Below are 23,337 nucleotides of genomic sequence, written 5' to 3'. Positions count from 1 at the left end.
CCCCAACCCTCTCCCGCAAGCGGGAGAGGGAGCTTTGCGAAGGGAAGATCGATGCCGCTCTACCTCAACGACGAACAGACGATGCTCCGCGATACCGCCCGGGAGTTCGTCGCCGAACATGCCCCCGTCCGCCACCTGCGCGCCCTTCGCGACGCCAAGGACACCACCGGCTTCAGCCGCGACCTGTGGAAGCAGTTCGCCGAGATGGGCCTTACCGGCATCCTGATCCCCGAAGCTTCGGGCGGCCTCGGCCTCGGCCATGTCGAGGCGGGCGTGGTGCTGGAGGAGATCGGCCGCAACCTCACCCCCTCCCCCTTCCTCTCCACCGCCGTCGCGGCGGTCGAGGCGCTGAAGGGCACCGCCCATGCCGATCGCTGGTTCCCCGGCATTGCCGCCGGCGAGGCGGTGATCGCGATCGCGCATGACGAGAAGCCCAAGTTCGGCCGCGCCGTTGCCCTCAAGGCCGAGCGCGCCGGCAACGGCTTCCGCCTGACCGGCACCAAGCGTTTCGCCCACCACGCCCATGCCGCCGACCTTATCCTCGTCACAGCGCGCACCGCAGGCGGCGACACGGACGCGCACGGCATCACCCTGTTCGCGATTGATCCCAAGGCCGCGAGCCTCGACCTCCGCCCCGAACGCCTCGCCGACTCCAGCCTCGCCGCGCACGCCAGCTTCGACGGCGTCGAAGTCACCGCCGATGCGGTGGTCGGTGAGATCGACGCCGGCGCGGATCCGCTAGGCCGCCTGCTCCGAGCCGCTGGGGCTGGTGCTTCCGCCGAGCTGCTCGGCGTCGGCGCAGGCGCGAGCGACATGACGCTCGGCTATCTCAAGGAGCGCAAGCAGTTCGGCATGCTGATCGGCAGCTTCCAGGCGCTCCAGCACCGCGCCGCACATCTCTACAGCGAGATGGAAGTCGCCCGCGCCGCCACGCTCAAGGCGCAGCAGCTGCTCGACGCCGGCGAACCCGCCGACGAAGCCGTCGCCATCGCCAAGGCGATGACCGGGCTTGCCACCACGCTTGCGGTGCAGGAGGGCATCCAGATGCATGGCGGCATCGGCATGACCGACGAATATGACATCGGCTTCTACATGAAGCGCGCCCGCGTGCTCGCCGAGATGTTCGGCGATTCCAACTATCACGCCAACGCGCTGGCGGAGGCGGCCGGCTACTGATGACCGACGCGAAATCCCCCGAAGACCTGGTTGCCGGCCTCACCGCGCTGCTCGACGTCGAGACGCTCGATACCGATCTCTATCGCGGTGCCCGCCAGCCGGGCGGCGTCGGCCGGGTGTTCGGGGGGCAGGTGATCGCCCAGGCGCTGCAGGCGGCGCAGCGCTCGGTCGAGGACGGCAAGGTCGCGCATTCGCTCCACGCTTATTTCATGCGGCCGGGGGACGAGAACCATCCGATCCTCTACCGGGTGGTGCGCGATTTCGAGGGGCGCAGCTTCGCCAATCGCCGGGTGATCGCGATGCAGAAGGGCAAGCCGATCCTCAACATGGCGGCGTCGTTCCAGCTGCGCGCCGAGGGGCTGCACCACCAGGACGCGATGCCCGACGTGCCCCCGCCCGAGGAGCTCCGCTCCGAGGCCGAGCTGCGCGAAGAAATCCGCGACCAGATCCCCGAGAAGTTTAAGCGCTTCTTCCTCCGCGCCCGGCCGATCGAGATCCGCCCGGTCCACCCGCGCAACTGGTCTCAGCCCGAACCGCGCGAACCGCGGCAATATAGCTGGTTCCGCGTCATCGCCCCCCTGCCTGACGAGCCCGCGCTCCACCGCGCGATGCTCGCTTATGCGAGCGACATGACGCTGCTCGGCACCTGCATGCTGCCCCACGGGGTCAGCTGGATGAGCGGCCAGGTGCAGACCGCCAGCCTCGACCATGCGCTGTGGCTGCACGAGCCGTTCCGCTTCGACGAGTGGCTGCTCTACGCCACCGACAGTCCCTGGGCCGGCCACACCCGCGGCTTCAACCGCGGCAGCATCTATGCGCGCGACGGGCGGCTGGTGGCGAGCGTGACGCAGGAAGGGCTGATACGCAGCGCGTGACGGCGCGCCGTACGGGCGATCGTTTTCATCTCGCCTGCGCAATTATTACGCTTGATTATCCACGAGTCGTGCAGATACACTCGGACCGGGAGGTTTGGGGTATTATCCTATGTCATATCGCGTCTCTGCGATATGCGCGCCTCTCGTGTGGCTTTTTGCCGCCACGGCGCTGCATGCGCAAAGCCTGGAGGACTCCGTCCTCGCCCAGATCAACGCCGCACGCGCGAATCCCCGGGCCTATGCGGAGAAGCTGCGCGAGTACCGCAGCTATTTCGACGGCGCCGTCGTCTATCTGCCGGGGGATTATAACGGAATTCTCACCCGCGAGGGGACGGTGGCGGTCGACGAGACGATCGCCTTTCTCGAACGGCAGGAGCCGCTGCCGCCGCTCACCCAGGCCGAGATCTTGGCGCTGGCCGCAGTCGACTTCTCGCGCGAACAAGGCACCATTGGCGCGCGCGGGCATCGGGGCGCGGACGGCAGCGATCCCGGCGTCCGGGTGAAGCGCCGCGGCGGCGACATCTTCGTCGGCGAGGCGATTGCCTATGGCTTCGACAATGCCGAAGAGGTGGTGCGGCAGATGATCGTCGACGACGGCGTGCCCGATCGCGGCCACCGCCGGCTGCTGTTCGATGCCAAGCTCAAATTCGCCGGGATCGGCTGCGGGCCGCACAGCAAGATGGAGCATATCTGCGTCGTCGACGTCAGCGCGACCAAGGACGGCCGCCCGGTGCGCCTCCGCTACGCCCTGCAGCAGCGCTGAAAGGCCTGCTACTTCCGGCCGAACAGCTTCTCGATGTCGCCATGTGCCAGCTTCACCCAGGTGGGGCGGCCATGGTTGCACTGGCCCGAATGCGGCGTGACCTCCATCTCGCGGAGCAGCGCGTTCATCTCCGCGACCGAAAGGATCCGGCCGGCGCGGACCGAGCCATGGCAGGCCATGGTCGCGGCGACATGGTCGAGACGCTCCTTCAGGCTCAGCGCCTCGTCGAAGCTGGCGAGTTCGTCGGCGAGATCGGTCACGAGGCCGTGGATATCGCCGGTGCCGAGTGCGGCCGGTACCGCACGGACCAGCATCGCGCGCGGGCCGAAGCGTTCGAGCTCGAGCCCGAAGGCGCGCAGTTCCTCGATACGGGTTTCGAGCCGGTCGCAGCCGGGCTCGTCCAGCTCGACCACTTCGGCGAGGAGCAGCGCCTGGGACGGCACGGTGCCGCCGGCCATCGCGCGGCGCATGCGTTCGAGCACCAGCCGTTCGTGCGCCGCGTGCTGGTCAACCAGCACGAGCCCGTCCTGCGCCTCCGCGACGATATAGGTCTTGGCGACCTGGCCGCGGGCGACGCCCAGCGGGAAGTCGGTGGCGAGCGGGGCTTCGTGCCGCGCGGGTTCGGCGCGGGCCAAGGGGGCGGCGGCGAAGAAGGTGCCGGAATCGCGGACGGCGCCGGAATAATGCCTAAGCCCCTCCTCCTGGGAGGAGAAGTTGGTATGAAGGGAGTCCGGATCATAGCTTGGTCTCGGTGAGACACTGCCCCACCCCAACCCCTCCCCTGAAGGAGAGGGGCTAGGATTTCCAGCCCCGCCTCCCGGCTGCCACAGCCCCAGCGCCGCCTCGCTCGGCCGCTGCACGCTGCGATGCCCGGCCGCATCCAGCGCCCGCCGCAACCCGCTGACGATCAGCCCCCGCGCCAGCGCCGGATCGCGGAAGCGCACTTCCGTCTTGGCGGGGTGGGCGTTCACGTCGACCACTTCGGGCGGCACGTCGAGGAACAGCGCCACCACCGGATGCCGATCACGCGCCAGCATCTCGGCATAGGCGCCGCGTACCGCGCCGACGAGCAGCCGGTCCTTCACCGGGCGGCCATTGACGAACAGATATTGGTGATCGGCCACGCCGCGGTTGAAGGTGGGGATGCTCGCCACCCCGCCCAGCACCAGCCCTTCGCGCTCGAAGTCGATCGCGACGCTGTTCTCCTGCAGCGCGCGATCGGTGAGCGCCGCGACCCGCGCCGGCCGGCTCTCGCCGCCCTGCACGCTCAGCGCGCGGCGGCCATCATGCTCGACCGTAAAGGCGATGTCCGGCCGCGCCATGGCGAGCCGCTTCATGCCGTCGAGGCAGGCGGCATATTCGGCGCGGGTCGAGCGCAGGAACTTGCGCCGCGCCGGCACGCGGCCGAACAGCGCCTCCACCCGCACCCGCGTGCCGGGCGGCAACGCGGCCGGTCCCTCGGCGACGCGCGCGCCATTGTCCACGGTCAGCGACCAGCCTTCGGCGCCGCGCACGCGGCTTTCCAGCGTCAGCTGCGCAACGCTGGCGATCGAGGGCAGCGCCTCGCCGCGAAATCCCAACGTCGCGACGTGCTCGATATCGTCGGTAGGCAGCTTGGAGGTGGCGTGGCGCTCCAGTGCGAGGGCCATTTCGGCAGGCGCCATGCCGCAGCCGTCGTCGATCACCTCGATCAATTCGATGCCCCCGCCGGCCAGCTTCACGGTGACCCGTGTAGCGCCTGCGTCGATTGCGTTTTCAACGAGTTCCTTCAAGGCGCTGGCAGGGCGTTCGACCACCTCGCCGGCAGCGATACGATTGACGAGATGTTCGGGCAGGCGGCGTATTGACATGCCATCCGCTGTAGCCCAAGCGACGGCCTCCCGCGACCCGCATCCGCAATACACCAGGCCGGAGGCAACTTCGTCCCGGAACGGGTTCGGGCCAAACAATTTGTGCGAGCAGCCGGACGGGGGGCGCCCAACCCGGCAGGACGGATCAATAGATGGCTTTCTCCCGCATTTTCAAATTCATGTCGCATGACATGGCGATCGATCTGGGTACTGCGAATACCGTCGTTTACCTGCGCGGACGCGGCATCGTGCTGAACGAGCCGTCGGTTGTGGCGGTCGAGACGCTGAACGGCGTGAAGAAGGTCAAGGCAGTCGGTGACGACGCCAAGCTGATGATGGGCAAGACGCCGGGCTCGATCGAGGCGATTCGCCCTCTGCGCGACGGCGTGATCGCCGACATCGATGTCGCCGAAGAGATGATCAAGCACTTCATCCGCAAGGTGCACGGGCAGCGCCGCTTCATGCGCTGGCCGGAGATCGTGATCTGCGTGCCGTCGGGCTCCACCTCGGTCGAGCGCCGCGCGATCCGCGACGCCGCGTCAAACGCCGGCGCCAGCCAGGTGTGGCTGATCGAGGAGCCGATGGCAGCCGCGATCGGCGCCGACATGCCGGTCACCGAGCCGATCGGCTCGATGGTCGTCGATATCGGCGGCGGCACCACCGAAGTCGCGGTGCTCAGCCTGCGCGGTCTGGCCTACTCGACCTCGGTTCGCGTCGGCGGCGACAAGATGGACGAGGCGATCGTCTCGTATGTCCGCCGCAACCACAATCTGCTGATCGGCGAAGCCACGGCCGAGCGGATCAAGCAGGAAGTCGGCGTCGCCAAGCCGCCGGCCGACGGCATCGGCAAGACGATCCACATCAAGGGTCGCGACCTCGTCAACGGCGTCCCCAAGGAAATCCAGATCAACCAGGGCCAGATCGCCGAGGCGCTGTCCGAGCCGGTCAACACGATCGTCGAGGGCGTCCGCATCGCGCTGGAAAACACCGCACCGGAACTGGCCGCCGACATCGTCGACCAGGGCATCGTGCTCACCGGCGGCGGTGCGCTGCTGCACGGGCTGGACGAAGTGCTGCGCGACGAGACCGGCCTGCCGGTCACCGTTGCCGACGATCCGCTGACCTGCGTGGCGCTCGGCACCGGCCGTGCGCTGGAAGACCCGATGTTCCGCGGCGTTCTCCTCCAGGTCTGACGAAAGGCCAACGGCGATGGCGCCGCCACGGAATCGGCGCCCGGGGTTTTCGCGACGGGCGCAATATGGGCTGTTCTTCAGCTATGTGGCGGCGATCGGCCTGTTGCTGATCGGCGGAGGGCTGGTGCTCGTCTCGCGCTATAACCCACATCTGTTCGCCGTGCTGCGCAGCACCGTCGCCGAGGTGACCACACCGGTTTCTTCGGGCCTCGATACGGTGCGGCGCGGCATTGGCAGCGTGCCGACGGCAATCGGCAGCTATTTCGGCGTGCGCGGCGAGAATGTCCGGCTCAAGCGCCAGATCGACGCCGAGCATGCCGCGCTCCAGCGCGCGCTGGGCCTGGAGCGGGAGAACCAGCGGCTGCGCCTGCTGCTCAAGGCGCGCGATGCCACGCCGGAGACGATCGTCGTCGCCCGGCTGGTCAACTCCTCCGCATCCAGCACCCGCCGCTATGCTACGCTGAACGCCGGCAGCTGGCAGCGGGTCGGCCAGGGCCAGCCGGTGCGCGACGGCGACGGGCTGATCGGCCAGGTGGTCGAGGCCGGGCCGAACGCATCGCGCGTGCTGCTGATCACCGATCCGGACAGCACCATCCCCGTCCGCCGCGCGAGCGACGGCCTGCCCGCGATCGTCACCGGCAAGGGCGACGGCACGCTCGACGTGCGCGCCGCCAATGCCGCCGCCAATCCCTTCCGGCCCGGCGACCTGCTCGTCACCTCGGGCACCGGCGGCGTGTTTCCGCCCAACATTCCGCTCGGCAAGGTGAGCGCAATCGGCCGCGATTCCTCGGTCGTCACCCCGGCGAGCAACCCCGACATGGCCGATTTCGTGATGGTGCTGCGCGTCTTCCTGCCGGAGCCGGCACCGCCGCCCCAAGCCTTCCCGTCCCCCGCCGCGACGCCCAAGGCCAAGTGATGGCGCTCGATCTCCAGCCGCTGGGAGTGCCCTCGCCGCGCCCCCGGGCGCGCTGGCTTGCACCGCTGTCGATCGCGCTTGCCTCGCTGGTGACGATCCTGCCAGTGGTCGCCACTGTGCCCTTCCTGCCGCCCTTCGGCCTGCTGATGCTGCTCGGCTGGCGACTGCTGCGGCCCGATGCGCTGCGTGTCTGGGTCGCCGCCCCGCTGGGCCTGTTCGACGATCTGCTCAGCGGCCAGCCCTTCGGCTCGGCAATGTTCCTGTGGATGGCATGCATGTTGATCATCGACGTGCTAGAGACGCGCATCGTGTGGCGAAACTTCTGGCAGGACTGGCTGATTGCCGCAGGCGCGACCGCCTTCGTGCTGATCGCGGGGCGCTTTCTTGCCTCGCCCATCTCGGCGAAGGTCGATGCCGCGCTGCTGCTCCAGACGGGGGCCTCGGCGATGCTGTTCCCGCTCGCCTCGCGGCTGTGCGCCTGGCTCGACCGTGACGTGGTGAAGGCCTGAGCCATGGTGCGGATCACCGAAGCCGCCCAGACCTACAGCTTCTCCCGCCGCGCGGTGGTGCTCGGCGCTGCCCAGGGCGGCGTCGGCATGGTGCTTGCGGGCCGCATGGCCTGGCTGTCGGTCGTGGAGAACGAGCAGTACAAGCTCAAGGCCGAGAGCAACCGCGTCAACAACACGCTGATCCCGCCGCGCCGCGGCTGGCTGCTCGATCGCAGCGGCAAGCCGCTCGCCAGCAACCGCACCGATTTCCGCGTCGACCTGATCCCCGATCGCATCGTCGACAAGGACAAGCTGCTCGCCGAGCTGACCCGGCTGCTCAACCTCGCCCCCGAGGACCTCGCCCGGATTGAGACCGACCTCAAGCGCGCCGGCGGCTTCCGCCCGGTGCAGGTGGCGGAAAATCTCGACTGGGACCGCTTCGCCGCGGTGCTGGTCCGCCAACCCGAACTACCCGGCGTGGCCCCCACCCGCGGCTATGCGCGGCACTATCCGCTCGGCGCCGGCGTCGGCCATCTGATCGGCTATGTCGGCACCGCCTCGGCCGAGCAGTTCAAGGCCGACAAGGATCCGCTGCTCGTCACCCCCGGCTTCAAGCTGGGCAAGGACGGGCTGGAAAAGACGCTCGACCACCGGCTGCGCGGCAAGCCCGGCGCCAAGCGCGTCGAGGTGACCGCCCATGGCCGCCCGGTCCGCGAACTGGAAACGCGCGCCGACACGCCTGGCGAGAGCATCAAGCTCACCATCGACGCCGGGCTGCAGGAATATGTCGCGCGGCGGCTGGGCACCAATTCGGGCTCGGCGATCGTCATCGACGTGGCGTCGGGCGACATCCTCTCGATGGTGTCGATGCCCGCGTACGATCCCAACAGCTTTTCAGACGGCATCAGCCAGCTCGAATGGAAGATGCTGTCCGAGGACGACCATGTCCCCTTGATGAACAAGGTGCTGCAGGGCCTCTATCCGCCCGGCTCCACCGTCAAGCCGATGAACGGCCTGGCGCTGATGGCGGCGGGGGTGAGCCCGCACGACCGCGTGGTCTGCTCGGGCGCGCTGCGCGTGGGCAACGGCGTGTTCCACTGCCACAAGAAAGGCGGGCACGGGCCGCTCGACCTCAAGAACGCGATCATGCAGAGCTGCGACATCTATTTCTACGAGATGGTCCGCCGCGTTGGCTATGATGCGATCGCGCCGATGGCGCGGATGCTGGGCATGGGCCAGAAATTCGACATGCCCTTCACCACCCAGCGCTACGGCACCGTGCCGGACAGCGCCTGGAAGCTGAAGAAATACCATCATCCCTGGACCGTGGCGGATTCGCTGAACGCCTCGATCGGCCAGGGCTATGTGCTCGCCAACCCGCTGCAGCTGGCGGTGATGGCCAGCCGGCTCGCCTCGGGCAAGATCCTGCTGCCGCGCCTGCTTTCCAACGGACCCTCGGGCGCCCAGCCGCTGCCGGTAAGCGCCGAGGATCTCGCGATCGTCCGCGATGCGATGTACGGCGTGGTCAATGCCGGGGGCACCGGCGGCGCGGCGCGCATGTACGTGCCGGGCGTCGCGCTGGCGGCGAAGACCGGCACCGCGCAGGTGCGCCGCATCACCATGGCCGAGCGCCGCACCGGCGTGCTCAAGAACGGATCGCTGCCCTTCAAGATGCGCGACCACGCGCTGCTGGTGTGCTTCGCACCGCACGACAATCCGAAATATGCCGCGGCGATCGTGCTGGAGCATAACGGCCACACGATCCGCAACCTCGACGCGCCGATGATCGGCCGGGACATCATGACCTATCTGTTCGATCGCGACCTGGCGATGAAGACGCTTGCGGAAGCCGAACCGACCTGGGGCGGCGATTATACGACGCGGATGGCCGCGCAAGGCGCCGCGTTCCGCGCCGCGCAGGCCACCCCGCCCCCGCCTCCGCCGGAAGATACCGAGGAGGCCGCAAGCAGCCTGGCCGACCAGGCCGCCAACAGCACCGCCGATTCGACCAAGCGCGACGTGGCGCCTACCGGCAGCGTGGAGGGCGATTGATGGCGCGGCCCGGCAACGGCATCGTTCCCGTCCAGGTGGCGCAGCTTCCCTGGAAGGTGCTCTTCCTGGTTCTGGCGATCGGCGGCTTCGGGCTGATCGTGCTCTATTCGGCGGCGAACGGCAACATTCGCCCCTGGGCACTCAACCAGGGCACCCGCTTATTCCTGTTTCTCGCGGTGGCGATCGGCATGTCGCGGATTCCGGTACGCGTCCTGTCGCAATGGTCGCTGCCCATCTATGGTGGGCTGGTGGTCGCGCTGCTCGGCGTGGAGGCGCTGGGCAAGGTGGCAGGGGGCAGCCAGCGCTGGATCAGCCTGGGCGGCTTCCAGTTCCAGCCGTCCGAGCTGATGAAGCCGATGATCGTGCTCGCGCTCGCCCGCTTCTACGAGATGCTGCCGGCCAGCGAGACGCGCAAGTTCGTGGCGATCTGGCCCGCCTGCGTGCTGATCGGGGTGCCGGCGCTGCTCGTCATCATGCAGCCGGATCTCGGCACCGGGCTGATGATCACCGGCTGCGGCGTCATGGTGATGTTCCTGGCGGGGGTGCCGCTGCGGCTGTTCATCGCGGGCGCGCTGGCGGTGGCCGTGGCCGCCCCCCTCGCCTTCAACTTCGTGCTGCACGATTACCAGCGCAACCGCGTGCTGATCTTCCTCGATCCCGAGCGCGATCCGCTGGGCACCGGCTATCACATCACCCAGTCGAAGATCGCGATCGGTTCGGGCGGCATCTTCGGCAAGGGTTTCCTGCAGGGCACGCAGAGCCATCTCGACTATCTCCCCGAGGGCCAGACCGATTTCGCGCTGGCGACGATGATGGAGGAATGGGGCCTTGCCGGCGGCGTGTTCCTGATCCTCGCCTTCGGCACCTTGATTGCGTGGGGCATCGGCGTAGGCATGCGCGCCAAGACCCGCTTCGGGCGGCTCACGGCGGCGGGGCTCTCCGGCACGATGTTCCTCTATTGCTCGATCAATATGGCGATGGTGATCGGCCTGGCGCCGGTGGTGGGCGTGCCGCTGCCGCTGATCAGCTTCGGCGGCACCGCGGTGATGACCTTCATGCTGTGCCTGGGCGTGCTGCTCTCGATCGACCGTGACGGCCGCACCAAGACGCGCTGGTGATTTTTTCATTTTTGGGGTTTACAAGCGCCGAGACGCGACGCTAAAGGCGCGCCTCCGAAGCGGCGGTGCCCCACCAAGGGCGCCATGCAGAAGCCGGATGGACACATAGCTCAGTTGGTAGAGCAGCTGACTCTTAATCAGCGGGTCCTTGGTTCGAGCCCAAGTGTGTCCACCATCTTCCTTCTGCCCAGACGCCTTCCGGTATGGACACATAGCTCAGTTGGTAGAGCAGCTGACTCTTAATCAGCGGGTCCTTGGTTCGAGCCCAAGTGTGTCCACCACTTCCCCCTGACAGATTGCAGGCCTGCTTCATCGCGAGCGGCAGACGGCAAGGAAGCATGCGCTTCGACGCCCGTGTGCGTCGCGAGCGTCGCCGAGCAACAGTTCGTCACATTTGCCGATCTCGTGCGTTGAGCGCGCCATGGCCAAGAAACCCGCACTGCCCTCCGCCGCCGAACGCAACGCTATCCTCGAAGCCAACCGCACGCTAAAAATGGCGCGCTCGGCGCACGCCTATGTGCGCGGCAACACCGCCAAATTCTATGACTGGCTGGAAAGCTCGCCGGTTTCCGCGCGCGTGCCGCAGGGGCCGTCGATCTGGATCTGCGGCGACTGCCATGTCGGCAATCTCGGGCCGCTCTCCAACGGCGTCGGCCGCGTCGAGGTGCAGATCCGCGACATGGACCAGGCGGTGATCGGCAATCCCGCGCACGACATCATCCGCCTTGGCCTGTCGCTCGCCACCGCCGCGCGCGGTGCCGACCTGCCCGGCGTCGTCACCGCCCAGATGCTGGAGGAGATGATGGAGGGCTATGTTGCCGCCATCCACGATCCCACCAGCGGCGATCCCGGCGTCGAGCCCGAGGTGGTGCAGAGCGTCAAGCGCCGCGCGCTCGGCCGGCGGTGGCGCCACCTCGCCAAGGAGCGGCTCGACGCGGTGGAGCCGCAGATCCCGCTCGGCAAGCGCTTCTGGCCGATCGAGGGCAAGGAGCGCGCCGCGCTGGAAGCCGCGCTCGCCAAGCCCGCGATACTGGGCACCGTGCTCGGCGCGGACGATGCCGATGCGGCACGCGCGATTCGCCTGGTCGACGCTGCCTATTGGATGAAGGGATGCAGCTCGCTGGGGCTGCTGCGCTATGCCGCCATCATCGCGGTGCCCGACCACAAGGGCCGGCCGGACTATGCGCTGATCGACCTGAAAGAGGCGATCGACCCGATTGCCCCCGCCGCCCCCGGCGCCGACCTGCCCAAGGACAATGCCGAACGCGTGGTTGCCGCCGCCCGCGCCTTGTCCCCGCATCTCGGCCACCGCATGGCGCCGGTGCGGATGCTCGGTCGCTCGCTGTTCGTCCGCGAACTGGCGCCGCAGGATCTGAAGCTGGAGATCGACCAGTTCAGCCGCGCCGAGGCGGTGAAGTCAGCCCGCTACCTCGCCTTCGTCGTCGGCAAGGCGCATGCCCGACAGATGCACACCGATGCACGCGAAGCCTGGCTGGAGATCCTCGCCGCGGATCGCCGCAGCAATCTCGATACGCCGTCCTGGCTGTGGGAGAGCGTGGTCTCGCTCGCCGGTCGGCACGAGGTCGGCTATCTGGAGCATTGCCGGCGCTACGCCGTCGCCGCCTGACGGCGCAGCCCCGCCACGCTCGATACGATACCGCTCCCAGGCGCTAGACGGCGCCCCCGCGGCCGACCACAGGGCTTGCACGGCCGGATGCAGGTGCAAGCCCCGATCGTCTGGCTCAAAGCGCCTTCAGCACCGTGGCCGGATCGGCGAGCAGCGCAAGATCGACCGTCATGCGCTCGGTCACCAGGCGCCGGCCCTGCACATAGTCGCGGGTCGCGTTGACGCTGTCGAGCGCGATCACCCGCCCCTGCTTCAGATAGATCAGCGAGAAGGCGCGCGTCGCGGGATCGCCGCGTACCACGGTCGCATCATGGCCCGTCGAGAGCCCGACGGTCTGCAGGCGCAGGTCGTACTGGCTCGACCAGAACCACGGCACCGCTTCATACTGCGCGTCGTGCCCGGTCAGCACCTGGGCGGCGACACGGGCCTGATCGCTGGCATTCTGCACCGATTCCAGTCGGATCTCGGCACCGTCGGCATAGGCGTTCACATGCAGCGCGCAGTCGCCGATCGCATAGACGTCGGGCAGGCTGGTGCGGCACTGCGCGTCCACCCGCACGCCATTGCCGCCGGCCGCCCCCGCCTCCAGCAGCGGTGCGACTTCGGGAACGATGCCGATACCGACGATCACCATGTCCGCGGGCAGCACCTCCCCGTCCGCCAGCCGCACACCGCAGACGCGGCCGTCCTGCCCTTCGAGGCAGTCGACCAGCGCGCCGGTTCGGATCTCGACGCCGTGCGCGCGGTGCTCGGCCTCGTAGAAGCGCGACAGCGGTTCGCCGGCGACACGGGCAAGCACCCGGTCCATCGCTTCCAGTACCACGACCTGCTTGTCGGCCTTGGCCAGCACGGCGGCTGCCTCGAGCCCGATATAGCCGCCGCCGATTACCACGACGCGCTGCGTTGCGGGCAGTTCGGCGAGCAGCTGGTCGACATCGCGCCGGCTGCGGATCGTGTGCACGCCGGTCAGGTCATGCCCGCTGCAGGTCAGCCGGCGCGCGCTGCCGCCCGCCGACCAGATCAGCGATCCATAGCCGATCTGCGCCCCTTGGGCATCGGTCACGGTCTTCGCGGCAGGATCCACCGCGACGATGCGCCGGCCGCACAGCATCGTCACCTGCCGCTCGTCCCAGAAGCTCGGCTGGCGGATCAGGATACGCTCGAAGCTCTTGTCGCCGTTGAGATAGTCCTTGGAGAGCGGCGGCCGCTCATAGGGCAGTTCGGGATCCTCGCCGATCACCGCCAGCGTGCCGGCAAACCCCGCCTGCCGCAATTCGACCGCGCATTGCGCACCCCCGTGCCCGCTGCCGACGATCAGGACATCAAATCGCTCCAACCCAGCTCTCCCCAACATGCTCGCTCTACAGGCGCCCCGTCGCCGCCGGACCCATGCTGCAGGGGACACGGCCGGGCGCACCGCGCTCCCCGGGAAGCGCGGATTTTCGGGACTGCGGAAATGGGTGGCGTACGGTGCGGCGCATGTCCAGCCTCGTCGTTACGGCAAGGCGGGCGATGCGGGACCACCATCCGCGTAGCCTGGGGGCGCGCTGCCTGCCCGAACCGTCCGAAGCTGCCGCGCACCGCCGCGCAGAAGCAGAACGCAAAAAAGGCGCTGAAATCAGCGCCTCTCGGTATCGTTCAAGCGTGCTTGGAATGGCCCTATGGCGGAGAGGGAGGGATTCGAACCCTCGGAACCCTTACGAGCTCAACAGTTTTCGAGACTGCCCCGATCGACCACTCCGGCACCTCTCCGCTAGGGAGGATACGCATGTTCGGGAAGGACCCGACCCGCGTACCGGTCGCTGTGAGGCGCGGCCACTAGCGCAAAGTTTTGGGGCCCGCAAGCAGGGTCTTTCATGTTTTTTCGCGAATGCGGAAACCGCCGCCTCTCCCTGCCCCTTCCCGCATCGGGAACGCACCGCCGCGCCACCGTTGCCGTTGCGCCTCCGCAACCCTAGATTGGTGCCATGTCAGAAACCAATGGTTCGCTTCTTTCCATCGACTCGGGCACGCCGATGCCGCCGATCGCCAGCGCGCGCTTCGCCATCGGCGACGTGGTCCGCCACCGGCTGCTCGATTTCCGCGGCGTGATCTTCGATGTCGACCCGGTCTTCGCGAACAGCGACGAATGGTATGATTCGATTCCCGTCGACATGCGGCCGGCCAAGGACCAACCCTTCTACCATCTGCTCGCCGAGAACGCCGATTCGACCTATATCGCCTATGTCAGCCAGCAGAATCTCGTGGCGGACGATAGCGACGAGCCGGTCGACCATCCCGGAATCAGCGGGCTTTTCGACAGCTTCGACGCCGGTCGCTACCGGCTGAAGCCGAACCACCGCCATTAAGCGCGCGTGACTCGGAAAATCGCAGTTTCGTCTTGCGGAACGGTTGACATTCCTGCCCCCCTCGCATAGTTGCGCCCTTCCTCCTGCCGAGGTGCAACCTTGGCGGGCACATGCATTTGAACCAGAGAAGAGACCGATGTTCGCTATCGTGCGCACGGGCGGCAAGCAGTATCGCGTTGCCGCAGGAGACAAGATCGTCGTCGAGAAGCTCGATGGCGAAGCCGGTTCGTCGGTGACGCTGGGCGATGTCCTGCTGGCCGGCGAAGGCGGCGAGCTGAAGGCTACCGACGGCCTGACCGTTTCTGCCGAAATCGTCGCGCAGGCGAAGGGCGAGAAGGTCATCGTCTTCAAGAAGCGTCGTCGTCACAACTATCGCCGCAAGAACGGTCATCGCCAGCAGCACACGATCCTCAAGATCACTGCTATCGGCGCGGCCAAGTAAGCGACTGACGAGACACGAGGAGTATAGACAATGGCACATAAGAAGGCAGGCGGCTCGTCCCGCAACGGTCGCGACTCTGCTGGCCGCCGTCTTGGCGTGAAGAAGTTCGGCGGCGAGACGGTTCTCGCCGGCAACATCCTCGTGCGTCAGCGCGGCACCAAATTTTACCCGGGCGTGAACGTGGGCATGGGCAAGGACCATACCCTTTTCGCGCTCGTCGAAGGCCGCGTGTCGTTCAAGGAAGGCAAGCTTGGTCGCAAGTTCTGCTCCGTAGACATGATTGCCGAGGCAGCCGAATAACATCGGGTGACCGCACGGGTTGCCCACCAGGGCGACCCGGGTTCGGATGAACCAACCGAAAAAGGGAGACGGGTCGCCCCGGTCTCCCTTTTTTCATGCTCCCTGCAATCGCAGCGCAACACCTACGCGCCATGGAAACGGCGTGGGGAGCTGCAGGACCGAGGAGTGGTGGTCATGTTCGTGCGGACCCAGAGATTGACGTTACGTCCCGGATGGCCCGAGGACGCCCCTGCCCTGGCCCGGGCGATCGACCATGAGGCCGTCGTGCGCAACCTGTCGCGCGCGCCCTGGCCCTATTCGATCGAAGCGGCCGAGACCTTCCTTGCGCATTGGACCGACACGCGTTTCCTGGTGTTCGAGCACCAGGGCGGCCGCGTGACGCTGATCGGCTGCGTCGGCATCGACAGCGCCGGGGACGAGCGGCATGAGCTCGGCTATTGGTACACGCCGTCCGCCTGGGGCAAGGGCTATGCCACCGAAGCGGCCCGCGGCGTGCTCGCCGCAGCGCGCGCGTCGGGCATCCGGCGGGTGACGTCGCGCCACGCCGTCGACAACCCCGCCTCCGGCCGCGTGCTGCGCAAGCTGGGCTTCCAGCCGACCGGGCACGTCGAGCCGATCTGGTCCAAGGGTCGCGGCTGCGAGATGGCGTGCGCTGGCTTCGAGCTCGATCTCGACGCCGACGACTGTCGATTGGGGCCGCAACCGCGCCTGGCGGCCTAAGGTTACCTTCGGCCTCTCCGCCACCACCGGGGAGGCCGCTTCCCCCCGCGCACAAGCTCGACTAAGCCGGCAAACTATGGACACGAGGCCAGCAGTTTGACGACCAAGGTGGTGCGCCGGCGCCTCTCCCCTGAAGAATCGCGCGACGCTGCACTGGAGGCGGCGCGCACCCTGCTGATCGAGGACGGCCCGCAGGCGGTGACGCTCAAGGCGGTCGCCGCGCGGATCGGCCGTACGCACGCCAATCTGCTCCACCATTTCGGCTCGGCGGCGGGGCTGCAAAAGGCACTCGCGGCGAGCATGGCCGATGCCGTCACCGCCAAGATCGGCGAGGCGGTGCTGCGCGCCCGCACCACCGACCATGACCTGCGCGAAGTGGTGGCCCTCACCTTCGACGCGTTCGGCCGCGAAGGCGCCGGCGCACTCGCGAGCTGGATGCTGCTCACCGGCAATCAGGATGCGCTCGACCCCATTCTGGAGGCGATCCACCGGCTGGTCGACCGAATCAGCGAGGGCGAGGACGCCCGCGCGCCGCTGCGCGAGGAAACGCTGCAGCTGACTTTGATGGCGCTGGGGGACGCGCTGCTCGGCGCCCCCATGGCCCGCGCGCTGGGCCTCCCCCGCGACAAGGCGCGCGAGCTGGCGGCGGCCATGCTGCGCGCGCGGATCGAGGCGACCGACTAGCCGCCGCGGCTAGTGCGGCACCACGCCCAGCTCAACGCCGGTCTTGTCGTGCAACGCGAATCGATCGACGATGTCGGCACTGGCGCGGTTATAGCCGACCACCTCGACCGTCCGCCCCTCGCGCCGCAGCCGCGCGACGATCTTGTCGAGCGCCGCCACGCCGGAGATGTCCCAGAAATGCGCCGCGGACACGTCGATCCGCACCGCCTCCGCGACTCGCTCTGCCTGGAAGGCGCGGGTGAAGCGCTCGACCGAGGCGAAGAAGATCTCGCCCGCCACCCGGTAGGTCGCCACGCTGCCATCGGCGGAAAGATCTCGCTCGACCGCGAACATCCGCTGCACCTTGCCGGCGAAGAAGATGCCCGAGAGCAGCACGCCCGCCAGCACGCCCAACGACAGGTCGCGAGTCGCCACGACGACCACCACCGTCGCCAGCATCACCGCAGACGAGGTAGGCGGATGGCGGCGCAGATTGGCGATCGAATTCCAGCTGAACGTGCCGATCGAGACCATGATCATCACCGCGACCAACGCCGGCATCGGCACCCGGCCGACCCAGGGGCCCAGCACCGCCAGCAGGAACAGCAGGAAGGCGCCGGCGACGAAGGTCGACAGCCGGCTGCGCCCGCCCGAGGTGACGTTGATCACCGACTGGCCGATCATCGCACACCCGCCCATGCCGCCGAACAGCGCGGCGACGATGTTGGCGCCGCCCTGGCCTGCACATTCCTGGCGCTTGTCGCTGTCCGTATCGGTCATGTCATCGACGATCTGCGCGGTGAGCAGCGATTCGAGCAGTCCGACCGCCGCCATGGTGAGCGCGGTGGGGAAGATGATTCGCAGCGTCTCCAGCGTCAGCGGCACCTGCGGCAGCGCGAAGCTGGGCAGCCCCTCGGGCAGTTTGCCCATGTCCCCCACGGTATGGACCTGCAGGCCCAGCCCGATGCTGATCGCGCTGAGCACGAGGATGGCGACCAGCGGCGACGGAACCGCCCTGGTCAGCCGGGGAAAGCCGTAGATGATCGCCAGGCCGGCCGCGACCATGGCATAGGTCTGCCAGCCGACATGGGTGAGCTGGGGCAGCTGCGCCAGGAAGATCAGGATGGCGAGCGCGTTGACGAACCCGGTGATCACCGAGCGCGAGACGAACTGCATCACCAGATGCACCCGCAGTAGCCCGGCGGCGATCTGGATCAGCCCCATCAGGATGGTCGCGGCGAACAGATACTCGACGCCGTGTGCCCGCACCAGCGGGCCGACCAGCACCGCAACCGCGGCGGTGGCGGCGGAGACCATGCCTGGTCGGCCGCCTATCAGCGCGATCGTCATGGCGATAGCGACCGAGGCGTAGAGTCCCACGCGCGGATCGACGCCGGCAATGATCGAAAAGCCGATCGCCTCGGGGATCAGCGCCAGCGCGACGACGATGCCGGCCAGGATGTCACGGCGCGCGCCGGCACCGTCCGTGCGCCATTGGCGCAGATAAGCAGAAAAATCGAAGGTCATTGAAAATCCACAACAGGGCACGTGGCGCCAGGCGGCGCGTCAGCTTCGGTGCGTGTTGTTGTCCGGCGGATCGGCGGCCGGAATAGCCACCCGGAATTGCACCGGGTCCTTGCGAATGGAGCCCATGTAGCGGTTCGCCATCGTGACGGCAAGTTGCCGCAGCCCCTACTCCGCCGCCTGCCCCATCCGCTGCGCCTCGCCCGCCACCGCCTCGCGCACCGCACGGGATAGCGCCGCGACGGTGAACGGCTTGCGCAGCACCGGGCGGTCGCGGAGTTGCTCGGCACTCGCTTCCCCGGTGAAGCCGGTGACGAACAGCACGGCGACCCCCGCCAACCTCGCCTCGATCCCGGCGATCATCTCCGGGCCGGTCTGGCCCGGCATCAGCACGTCGGTCATCACCAGGTCGAGCGAGGCCATCGCTTCGATCGCGGTCGGCGCGTGCAGCGGGTCGGCGCAGCCCACCGCGCGGTGGCCCAGCTCGCGCAGCGCGGCCAGGGTGGCGGCCAGCACGCGCGGATCGTCCTCGACGACGAGGATGTCGTAGCTGTCGCCCTTTTCCTCGGCAGGCTCGATCGCGACGGGGGCCATGGCGCTGCCGGTCAGCGCGCCCTTGTAGCGCGGCAGGTACAGCGTAACCGTGGTGCCCGCATCGGGCGCGGTCTCGATCGCGATGCCGCCGCCCGACTGGCGGACGAAGCCGAAGATCTGGCTGAGCCCCAAGCCGGTGCCCTTGCCCACCGGCTTGGTGGTGAAGAAGGGTTCGAACACGCGCTCCAGCACCTCAGGCGTCATGCCGCAGCCATCGTCGCGCACCGCAACCGAGACATAGTCGCCCGCCGCGCAATGCCCGACCTCGTTTGCAGCGAGTCGTGATTCGCCGGTGGTGATCACCAGCGAGCCGCGCCCGTTCATCGCATCGCGTGCATTGACCGCGAGGTTGAGCACCGCATTTTCGAGCTGGTGGCGATCAACCCAGATCCGCCAGCCGAGGCCACGATCCTGCGCCTCGACCCGGATCGCATCGCCCAGCGTGCGATCGAGCAGGTCGCGCATGCCGCGGATCAGCGCGCCGGCATCGACCGGCTCGGGCGCGAGCGACTCCGAGCGCGAGAAGGCGAGCAGCTGGCGGGTGAGTGCGGCGGCGCGGTGGGCGCCCTCCATCGCGTTGTCGAGGTGGCGCGCAGCCTCACGGGGATCGCTCTCGATCTGGCGCCGCGCCAGTTCCACCCCGCCCAGCACAACCGCCAGCATGTTATTGAAATCATGTGCGATGCCGCCGGTGAGCTGGCCAACCGCGTCCATCTTCTGCGCCTGGCGAAGCTTGGCCTCTGCGACCTCGCGCTCGCGCGCTTCCTCGCGCAGCTGGGCGGTGGCGGCAGCGACGGCTTCGCGCAGTTGCCCTGTCCGCTCGCGCTCCCAGGCGGCGTCGGCATCGGCAAGCGCGCGGTCGCCCTGCGCCTCGATCGCGAGCCAGCCGAACACCACCGCACCCAGCGCGATCACCAGGCCGAAGCCGCTGAGCACGCGCGAGGCATAGCTGCTGTTCTCGATCAGCTGCGCCGCCGCGCGGGTGCGATCGCGCAGCCGCTGCCGCTCCTGCTCGACGATGTCGTCGAGGATCGCCTCCACCTGTTTGCGCGCCGGGCTCTCGCGGACCTGGTAATAGGCGCCGAATGCGTCGCTGTTGCGCTTGAAGGTGGTGTAGAGCGCGGTCGCGTCCAGTTCCTTGCCGCGCTCGGCGAACACACGCTGGAGCTGGCGGACCTGCGCGAACAACGTCGGGTTGTCGCCGGTCAGCTGGCGCAGCCGCTGGAGCTGTTCGCCGGCCTTGCCCCATTGATCGCTATATTGCTGGCCAAGATTGCGATCGGCGCTGACAACATAGCGCCCCAGCGCCGCCTCCGCCGAGGCGATGCCGCCGGAGAGCTGGTTGGCGCGCAGGATCACTTCGAAGCTGTGCTGCTGGAGCGCGATCGCCCGGTCGCGCTCGAGATCGGAGCGCTGCTGGATCAGGATAAGCGCGCCGAGCACGAGCACCCCGGCCACCGCCAGGGCACCCAGCAGGACCAGGCGCCAGTTCTTTGCGTGAACCGAACGCTCCAGAGACGGGATCGCATCGCTCATCCGGGCCCGACTCTAGGCGTTTGGATCGAAAGTGAAAAGGCCGGTTAGGCGATGACCCCGACGGCCTGGCCGGCCGCGCGAAACATGCCCAGCACGCGCTCGATCTGCTCGGGGCGATGCTCGGCGCACAGCGAACAGCGCAGCAGGAAGGTGCCGGCCGGAGTCGCCGGCGGGCGCGCCATGTTGACGTACAGGCCGTTCTCCAGCAGCGCCTGCCACATCACCACCGCCTGCTCCTGGTCCTCCAGGATCACCGCGACGATCGCGCTTTCCGCCGTTTCCGTGCCGAGCTTGAAGCCCATTTCCTTCAAACCGCCGTGCAGTTTCCGGGCATTCTCCCAAAGATGCGCACGCTTATTGTGGGCAAACATCAGCTTGCGGATCGAGGTCGCCGCGGTCGCCACCACGCTGGGCGGCAGCGATGCGGTGAAGATATAGGGGCGGCAGGCCAGACGAATGGCTTCGAACTTCGGGTGGTTCGAGATGCAGAAGCCGCCGACGGTGCCGACCGACTTGGAGAAGGTGCCGACGACGAAGTCGACGTCCGCTTCCAGCCCCTGGTCCTCGTACACGCCGCGGCCGTTGGGTCCGAAAAAGCCCATCGAATGCGCTTCGTCGACCAGCACCATCGCGCCATGCTTCTTGGCGACGGCGACCATCTCCTTCAGCGGCGCGATGTCACCGAGCATCGAATAGACGCCCTCCAGCACCACCAGCTTGCCCGCTTCGGCCGGCAGGCGGCCAAGGCGCTTGTCCAGGTCGGTCACGTCATTGTGGCGGAAGCGGACGACCTCGGCATTGCCCTGCTTGCAGCCGTCATAGATCGAGGCATGGCTGTCGGCGTCGAGGATGATGTACTCGCCCTTGCCCGCCAGCGTCGAGATCATGCCCAGATTGGCCATGTAGCCGGTGGAGAAGACGATCGCGCCCGACACGTCGTAGAAGTCGCGCAGCGCCTGCTCGACTTCCATATGGTCGCGGAAGGTACCGTTGAGCATCCGGCTGCCATTGGTGCCCGAGCCGAACTGGTCGAGCGCATCCTTGCCGGCCTGGATGACGTCCGGATCGAACGTCATGCCCATATAGTTGTAGGTGCCGAGCAGGATCGTGTCCCTGCCCTTGATCACCGCCTCGGTGGGCGACTTGACCTGCTCCATCACGATCGCGAACGGATCGATCACGCCGCTGTCGAGCAGCGCCTGCCGCTCGGCGATCAGGCCGTCGAACTTGTTCATCAGGTCGGTCATGGCGGTCAGCCCTTGAGCTTCTGCACGGCGTCGACCAGCTGGCCGACATTCTCGATCTCGGCCTGCATGTTCATGGTGATGACGATGTCGAACTCGTCCTCGATCGCGGCGACGAAATCCATCACCGTCAGGCTGTCCCATTCGAGATCGCCGGCAAAGGTGGTGGTTTCGGAAAGCGCGACGCCCTTCTTGTTGAAGGGTTCGATCTGCGCGGCGACGATGTCGAAGATTTCTGCACGGTCAGTCATGCGGCCGGTCCTTAGATTGATCGGTCGCAGGTGCCAAGCGAATGCGGCGAAACCGGGCCCGTGGCGGGGCAGTGCCCGAAAGGTCAGGCCGCTGCCGCCGCATCCGCGCTGCCCGCGGTGAGCACCCCGTGGACCCACAGGTCCATCTGCCCGGCGATCTTCTGGAGCAGGCCGGGGTGGAAATGGGTCACGTCCGCCATCTCGTCCTGGCTGTCGAGCAGGTCCGCCATTTCGAGGATGAAGATGCGGCCGGGATTCTCGCGCGCCATCTGCCGCCAGATCGCGTTGAACAGCCGGCAGCGCTCAGGCGAATGGTTGAGGCCCAGGCGGTATTTCTCGATCGGCGCGTCTTCGGGGGGCAACACCACCAGCATGCGCAGGTCGTTCTCGATCAAATGGATGCACAGCCGCAGCACGCACTTCTGGTAGACGCCGCGTTCCAGCAGGTGCCACTTGCCCGGCCAGCGATTGTCCAGATAGTCGATGGTCGCGCCGTAGACGAGGAAGGGCGGGAATGCCTGATCCTTGTAGCTGTCGTCGTCCATCATCCGCAGCGCGAACAGGCGCGGATTGTTGTCGAAGTCGATCGCCGGACGGTATTGGCTGTAATGCGCGATGCCGCCGGACTGGCAGTCGAACATGATGCGGATGCCCGCCTCGCCCGCGCTGTGGGTGGACAGCTCGGCGCGAATCGCCGCACGCACCTCGGGTTCGTCGAAGCCATGGTCCTCGACCCAGTCGGGCGGCACCCGGCTGAAGCGTCCATCGAGTGCGCTGAAATCGGCCTCGGGCCAGTTCACCCGGATCTTGTTCAGCGCATATTCCTCCAGCCCCATGTGCATCGCGCGGCACGAGAAGGTGAAGTGCACCAGCTGCTGGTCGACCCGGTCGTACATCACGAAGCCGACCAGCCCGTAGCGGCCATATTTGTCCCAGGCGAAGATCGACCAGCTGTCGTGCCGGGTGACGTTGATGATGTCCGCTTCGAGCTGGGCGGCATCGACGCGCGACTGGGTGTAGTTGAGCTGGTTGGCGCGGTTGATCAGCTCGGCGATGCGCGGCACGAACTCGAGATTGTCCATGATGAACGGCGCGCAGGCGCACAGGCCCGAGGCGCGCAGGAACGCCTCGTTGGACTGGCCCGCCACGGCGCCGCGGTCGCGCTTCTTGGCTTCGAGGATGCGATAGTCGGCGACGCGGCTGCGCGTGCCGGTCTGCAGCGCGAGCAGGCCGGCGAGCTGTTCGTCGGCATCGACGGCGGTCGCGTCCAGCGTCTGGATCTCAGGCAGCGCGTGGCGCACTTCGGCGAGATTGTGGGGATTATCGTCGATGAAGAGGACGTTGACCGCACGCAGCTGCATGTCGGCGATGATGCCGCGGATCGCCTCGGCCTTGGGGGTGAAGGCGATGTGCGGGAAAACGAATTCGTCCCACAGCCCGAATGCCTCCAGCTGCGCCTTCGCCGCATCGAAATCGTTCTTCGAGCAGAGCGAGGAGACCACGCCGCGCGCGTTGAAGGCGCGGACCATCTCGGCACGCTGCTCGAACAGCGCCACCGCATCGCCATCGGCGAGCGTCCCCCGCCACAGCGTGTCGTCGAGGTCCCAGAGGATGAGCTTGATCGGGGCGTTCCACATGCCCCCTTTATAGAATGGTT

The 23,337-nt window shown here is 67.6% G+C and carries 21 protein-coding genes, 3 tRNA genes and 1 other annotated feature; of the genes, 16 read left to right on the top strand and 8 right to left on the bottom strand.

Going from position 1 to position 23,337, the window contains the following annotated elements; genetic code table 11:
* Positions 1-51 precede the first annotated feature (51 nt).
* The 3 genes from ACTJKY_RS11860 (at position 52) to ACTJKY_RS11850 (ending at position 2,814) form a co-directional block, all read left to right on the top strand.
* A complete protein-coding gene (locus tag ACTJKY_RS11860) occupies positions 52-1,176 on the top strand; it encodes an acyl-CoA dehydrogenase family protein (RefSeq protein WP_440846256.1) in 1,125 nt (374 codons plus the stop codon).
* Positions 1,176-2,051: an acyl-CoA thioesterase gene (locus ACTJKY_RS11855; RefSeq protein WP_440846254.1), complete on the top strand. Its 876-nt coding sequence runs from the start codon at positions 1,176-1,178 to the stop codon at positions 2,049-2,051. Before ACTJKY_RS11860 ends, ACTJKY_RS11855 begins: the two co-directional genes overlap by 1 nt.
* 145 nt (positions 2,052-2,196) lie before the next feature.
* Positions 2,197-2,814, top strand: a complete 618-nt coding sequence (locus tag ACTJKY_RS11850) for a CAP domain-containing protein (protein WP_440846252.1) — start codon at positions 2,197-2,199, stop codon at positions 2,812-2,814.
* Between the two features lie 8 nt (positions 2,815-2,822).
* Here ACTJKY_RS11850 and mutL read toward each other — a convergent pair whose 3' ends face one another.
* Positions 2,823-4,664 carry a DNA mismatch repair endonuclease MutL gene (gene mutL, locus ACTJKY_RS11845; protein WP_440846250.1) on the bottom strand — a complete coding sequence of 614 codons (1,842 nt, stop codon included), beginning with the start codon at positions 4,662-4,664 and terminating at the stop codon, positions 2,823-2,825.
* A gap of 152 nt (positions 4,665-4,816) precedes the next feature.
* On the opposite strand from mutL, the gene ACTJKY_RS11840 reads away from it, so the two are divergent.
* The 8 genes from ACTJKY_RS11840 to ACTJKY_RS11805 all read left to right on the top strand — a co-directional run bounded on the left by ACTJKY_RS11840 (position 4,817) and on the right by ACTJKY_RS11805 (position 12,058).
* Positions 4,817-5,857, top strand: a complete 1,041-nt coding sequence (locus ACTJKY_RS11840) for a rod shape-determining protein (RefSeq protein ID WP_440846248.1) — start codon at positions 4,817-4,819, stop codon at positions 5,855-5,857.
* Positions 5,858-5,873: 16 nt separating this feature from the next.
* Positions 5,874-6,773 (top strand): rod shape-determining protein MreC, encoded by a 900-nt coding sequence (mreC, locus tag ACTJKY_RS11835; protein ID WP_440846246.1) that lies wholly within the window; start codon positions 5,874-5,876, stop codon positions 6,771-6,773.
* Positions 6,773-7,282 (top strand): rod shape-determining protein MreD, encoded by a 510-nt coding sequence (gene mreD, locus ACTJKY_RS11830; protein WP_440846244.1) that lies wholly within the window; start codon positions 6,773-6,775, stop codon positions 7,280-7,282. The genes mreC and mreD overlap by 1 nt, the downstream gene beginning before the upstream one ends.
* Positions 7,283-7,285: 3 nt before the next feature.
* On the top strand, positions 7,286-9,313 hold the full coding sequence (gene mrdA, locus ACTJKY_RS11825) for a penicillin-binding protein 2 (RefSeq protein WP_440846242.1): 2,028 nt from the start codon (positions 7,286-7,288) through the stop codon (positions 9,311-9,313).
* Positions 9,313-10,431, top strand: a complete 1,119-nt coding sequence (rodA, locus tag ACTJKY_RS11820) for a rod shape-determining protein RodA (RefSeq protein WP_440846240.1) — start codon at positions 9,313-9,315, stop codon at positions 10,429-10,431. The genes mrdA and rodA overlap by 1 nt, the downstream gene beginning before the upstream one ends.
* A gap of 99 nt (positions 10,432-10,530) precedes the next feature.
* A tRNA-Lys gene (locus ACTJKY_RS11815) sits at positions 10,531-10,606 on the top strand.
* A gap of 30 nt (positions 10,607-10,636) precedes the next feature.
* Positions 10,637-10,712 (top strand) — tRNA-Lys (locus ACTJKY_RS11810).
* A gap of 140 nt (positions 10,713-10,852) precedes the next feature.
* The gene (locus ACTJKY_RS11805; protein WP_440846238.1) at positions 10,853-12,058 is read left to right on the top strand and encodes a DUF2252 family protein; all 1,206 of its coding nucleotides are present in this window, start codon (positions 10,853-10,855) and stop codon (positions 12,056-12,058) included.
* 115 nt (positions 12,059-12,173) lie between these two features.
* Here the strand turns inward: ACTJKY_RS11805 and ACTJKY_RS11800 are convergent, their stop codons facing one another.
* The gene (locus tag ACTJKY_RS11800; protein ID WP_440846236.1) at positions 12,174-13,394 is read right to left on the bottom strand and encodes an NAD(P)/FAD-dependent oxidoreductase; all 1,221 of its coding nucleotides are present in this window, start codon (positions 13,392-13,394) and stop codon (positions 12,174-12,176) included.
* Positions 13,395-13,720: 326 nt separating this feature from the next.
* Positions 13,721-13,810: transfer RNA gene (locus tag ACTJKY_RS11795), tRNA-Ser, on the bottom strand.
* 215 nt (positions 13,811-14,025) lie between these two features.
* Here ACTJKY_RS11795 and hspQ point away from each other — a divergent pair.
* From hspQ to ACTJKY_RS11770, 5 genes are all read left to right on the top strand, one after another.
* On the top strand, positions 14,026-14,406 hold the full coding sequence (gene hspQ, locus ACTJKY_RS11790) for a heat shock protein HspQ (RefSeq protein WP_093297460.1): 381 nt from the start codon (positions 14,026-14,028) through the stop codon (positions 14,404-14,406).
* 136 nt (positions 14,407-14,542) lie between these two features.
* Positions 14,543-14,848 carry a 50S ribosomal protein L21 gene (rplU, locus tag ACTJKY_RS11785; RefSeq protein WP_064313799.1) on the top strand — a complete coding sequence of 102 codons (306 nt, stop codon included), beginning with the start codon at positions 14,543-14,545 and terminating at the stop codon, positions 14,846-14,848.
* Positions 14,849-14,878: 30 nt separating this feature from the next.
* Positions 14,879-15,148 (top strand): 50S ribosomal protein L27, encoded by a 270-nt coding sequence (gene rpmA / locus ACTJKY_RS11780; protein ID WP_064313800.1) that lies wholly within the window; start codon positions 14,879-14,881, stop codon positions 15,146-15,148.
* A gap of 174 nt (positions 15,149-15,322) precedes the next feature.
* Entirely contained in the window at positions 15,323-15,868 is a 546-nt protein-coding gene (locus ACTJKY_RS11775) for a GNAT family N-acetyltransferase (protein ID WP_440846233.1), read from the top strand.
* 96 nt (positions 15,869-15,964) lie between these two features.
* A complete protein-coding gene (locus ACTJKY_RS11770) occupies positions 15,965-16,552 on the top strand; it encodes a TetR/AcrR family transcriptional regulator (RefSeq protein WP_440846232.1) in 588 nt (195 codons plus the stop codon).
* Between the two features lie 9 nt (positions 16,553-16,561).
* On the opposite strand, the gene ACTJKY_RS11765 is transcribed toward ACTJKY_RS11770, so the two are convergent.
* The 5 genes from ACTJKY_RS11765 to ACTJKY_RS11745 all read right to left on the bottom strand — a co-directional run bounded on the left by ACTJKY_RS11765 (position 16,562) and on the right by ACTJKY_RS11745 (position 23,317).
* A complete protein-coding gene (locus tag ACTJKY_RS11765; RefSeq protein WP_440846230.1) occupies positions 16,562-18,058 on the bottom strand; it encodes a SulP family inorganic anion transporter in 1,497 nt (498 codons plus the stop codon).
* A gap of 56 nt (positions 18,059-18,114) precedes the next feature.
* Positions 18,115-18,170, bottom strand: a sequence feature (sul1 is cis-regulatory element that is thought to sense ions involved in sulfur or methionine metabolism; They are found in Alphaproteobacteria).
* Positions 18,171-18,223: 53 nt separating this feature from the next.
* A complete protein-coding gene (locus tag ACTJKY_RS11760; protein ID WP_440846228.1) occupies positions 18,224-20,185 on the bottom strand; it encodes an ATP-binding protein in 1,962 nt (653 codons plus the stop codon).
* Positions 20,186-20,229: 44 nt separating this feature from the next.
* Complete coding sequence (gene spt, locus ACTJKY_RS11755) at positions 20,230-21,432, bottom strand: serine palmitoyltransferase (protein ID WP_440846226.1); 1,203 nt, start codon at positions 21,430-21,432, stop codon at positions 20,230-20,232.
* A 5-nt stretch (positions 21,433-21,437) separates the two neighbouring features.
* A complete protein-coding gene (locus ACTJKY_RS11750; RefSeq protein ID WP_066720263.1) occupies positions 21,438-21,680 on the bottom strand; it encodes an acyl carrier protein in 243 nt (80 codons plus the stop codon).
* 83 nt (positions 21,681-21,763) lie between these two features.
* Positions 21,764-23,317 carry a hypothetical protein gene (locus ACTJKY_RS11745; RefSeq protein WP_440846223.1) on the bottom strand — a complete coding sequence of 518 codons (1,554 nt, stop codon included), beginning with the start codon at positions 23,315-23,317 and terminating at the stop codon, positions 21,764-21,766.
* Positions 23,318-23,337: the final 20 nt, after the last annotated feature.

The organism is Sphingomonas sp. 22176 (genome assembly GCF_052045505.1).
Lineage (GTDB): Bacteria > Pseudomonadota > Alphaproteobacteria > Sphingomonadales > Sphingomonadaceae > Sphingomonas.
This window is presented reverse-complemented; position numbering and strand designations above follow the sequence as displayed.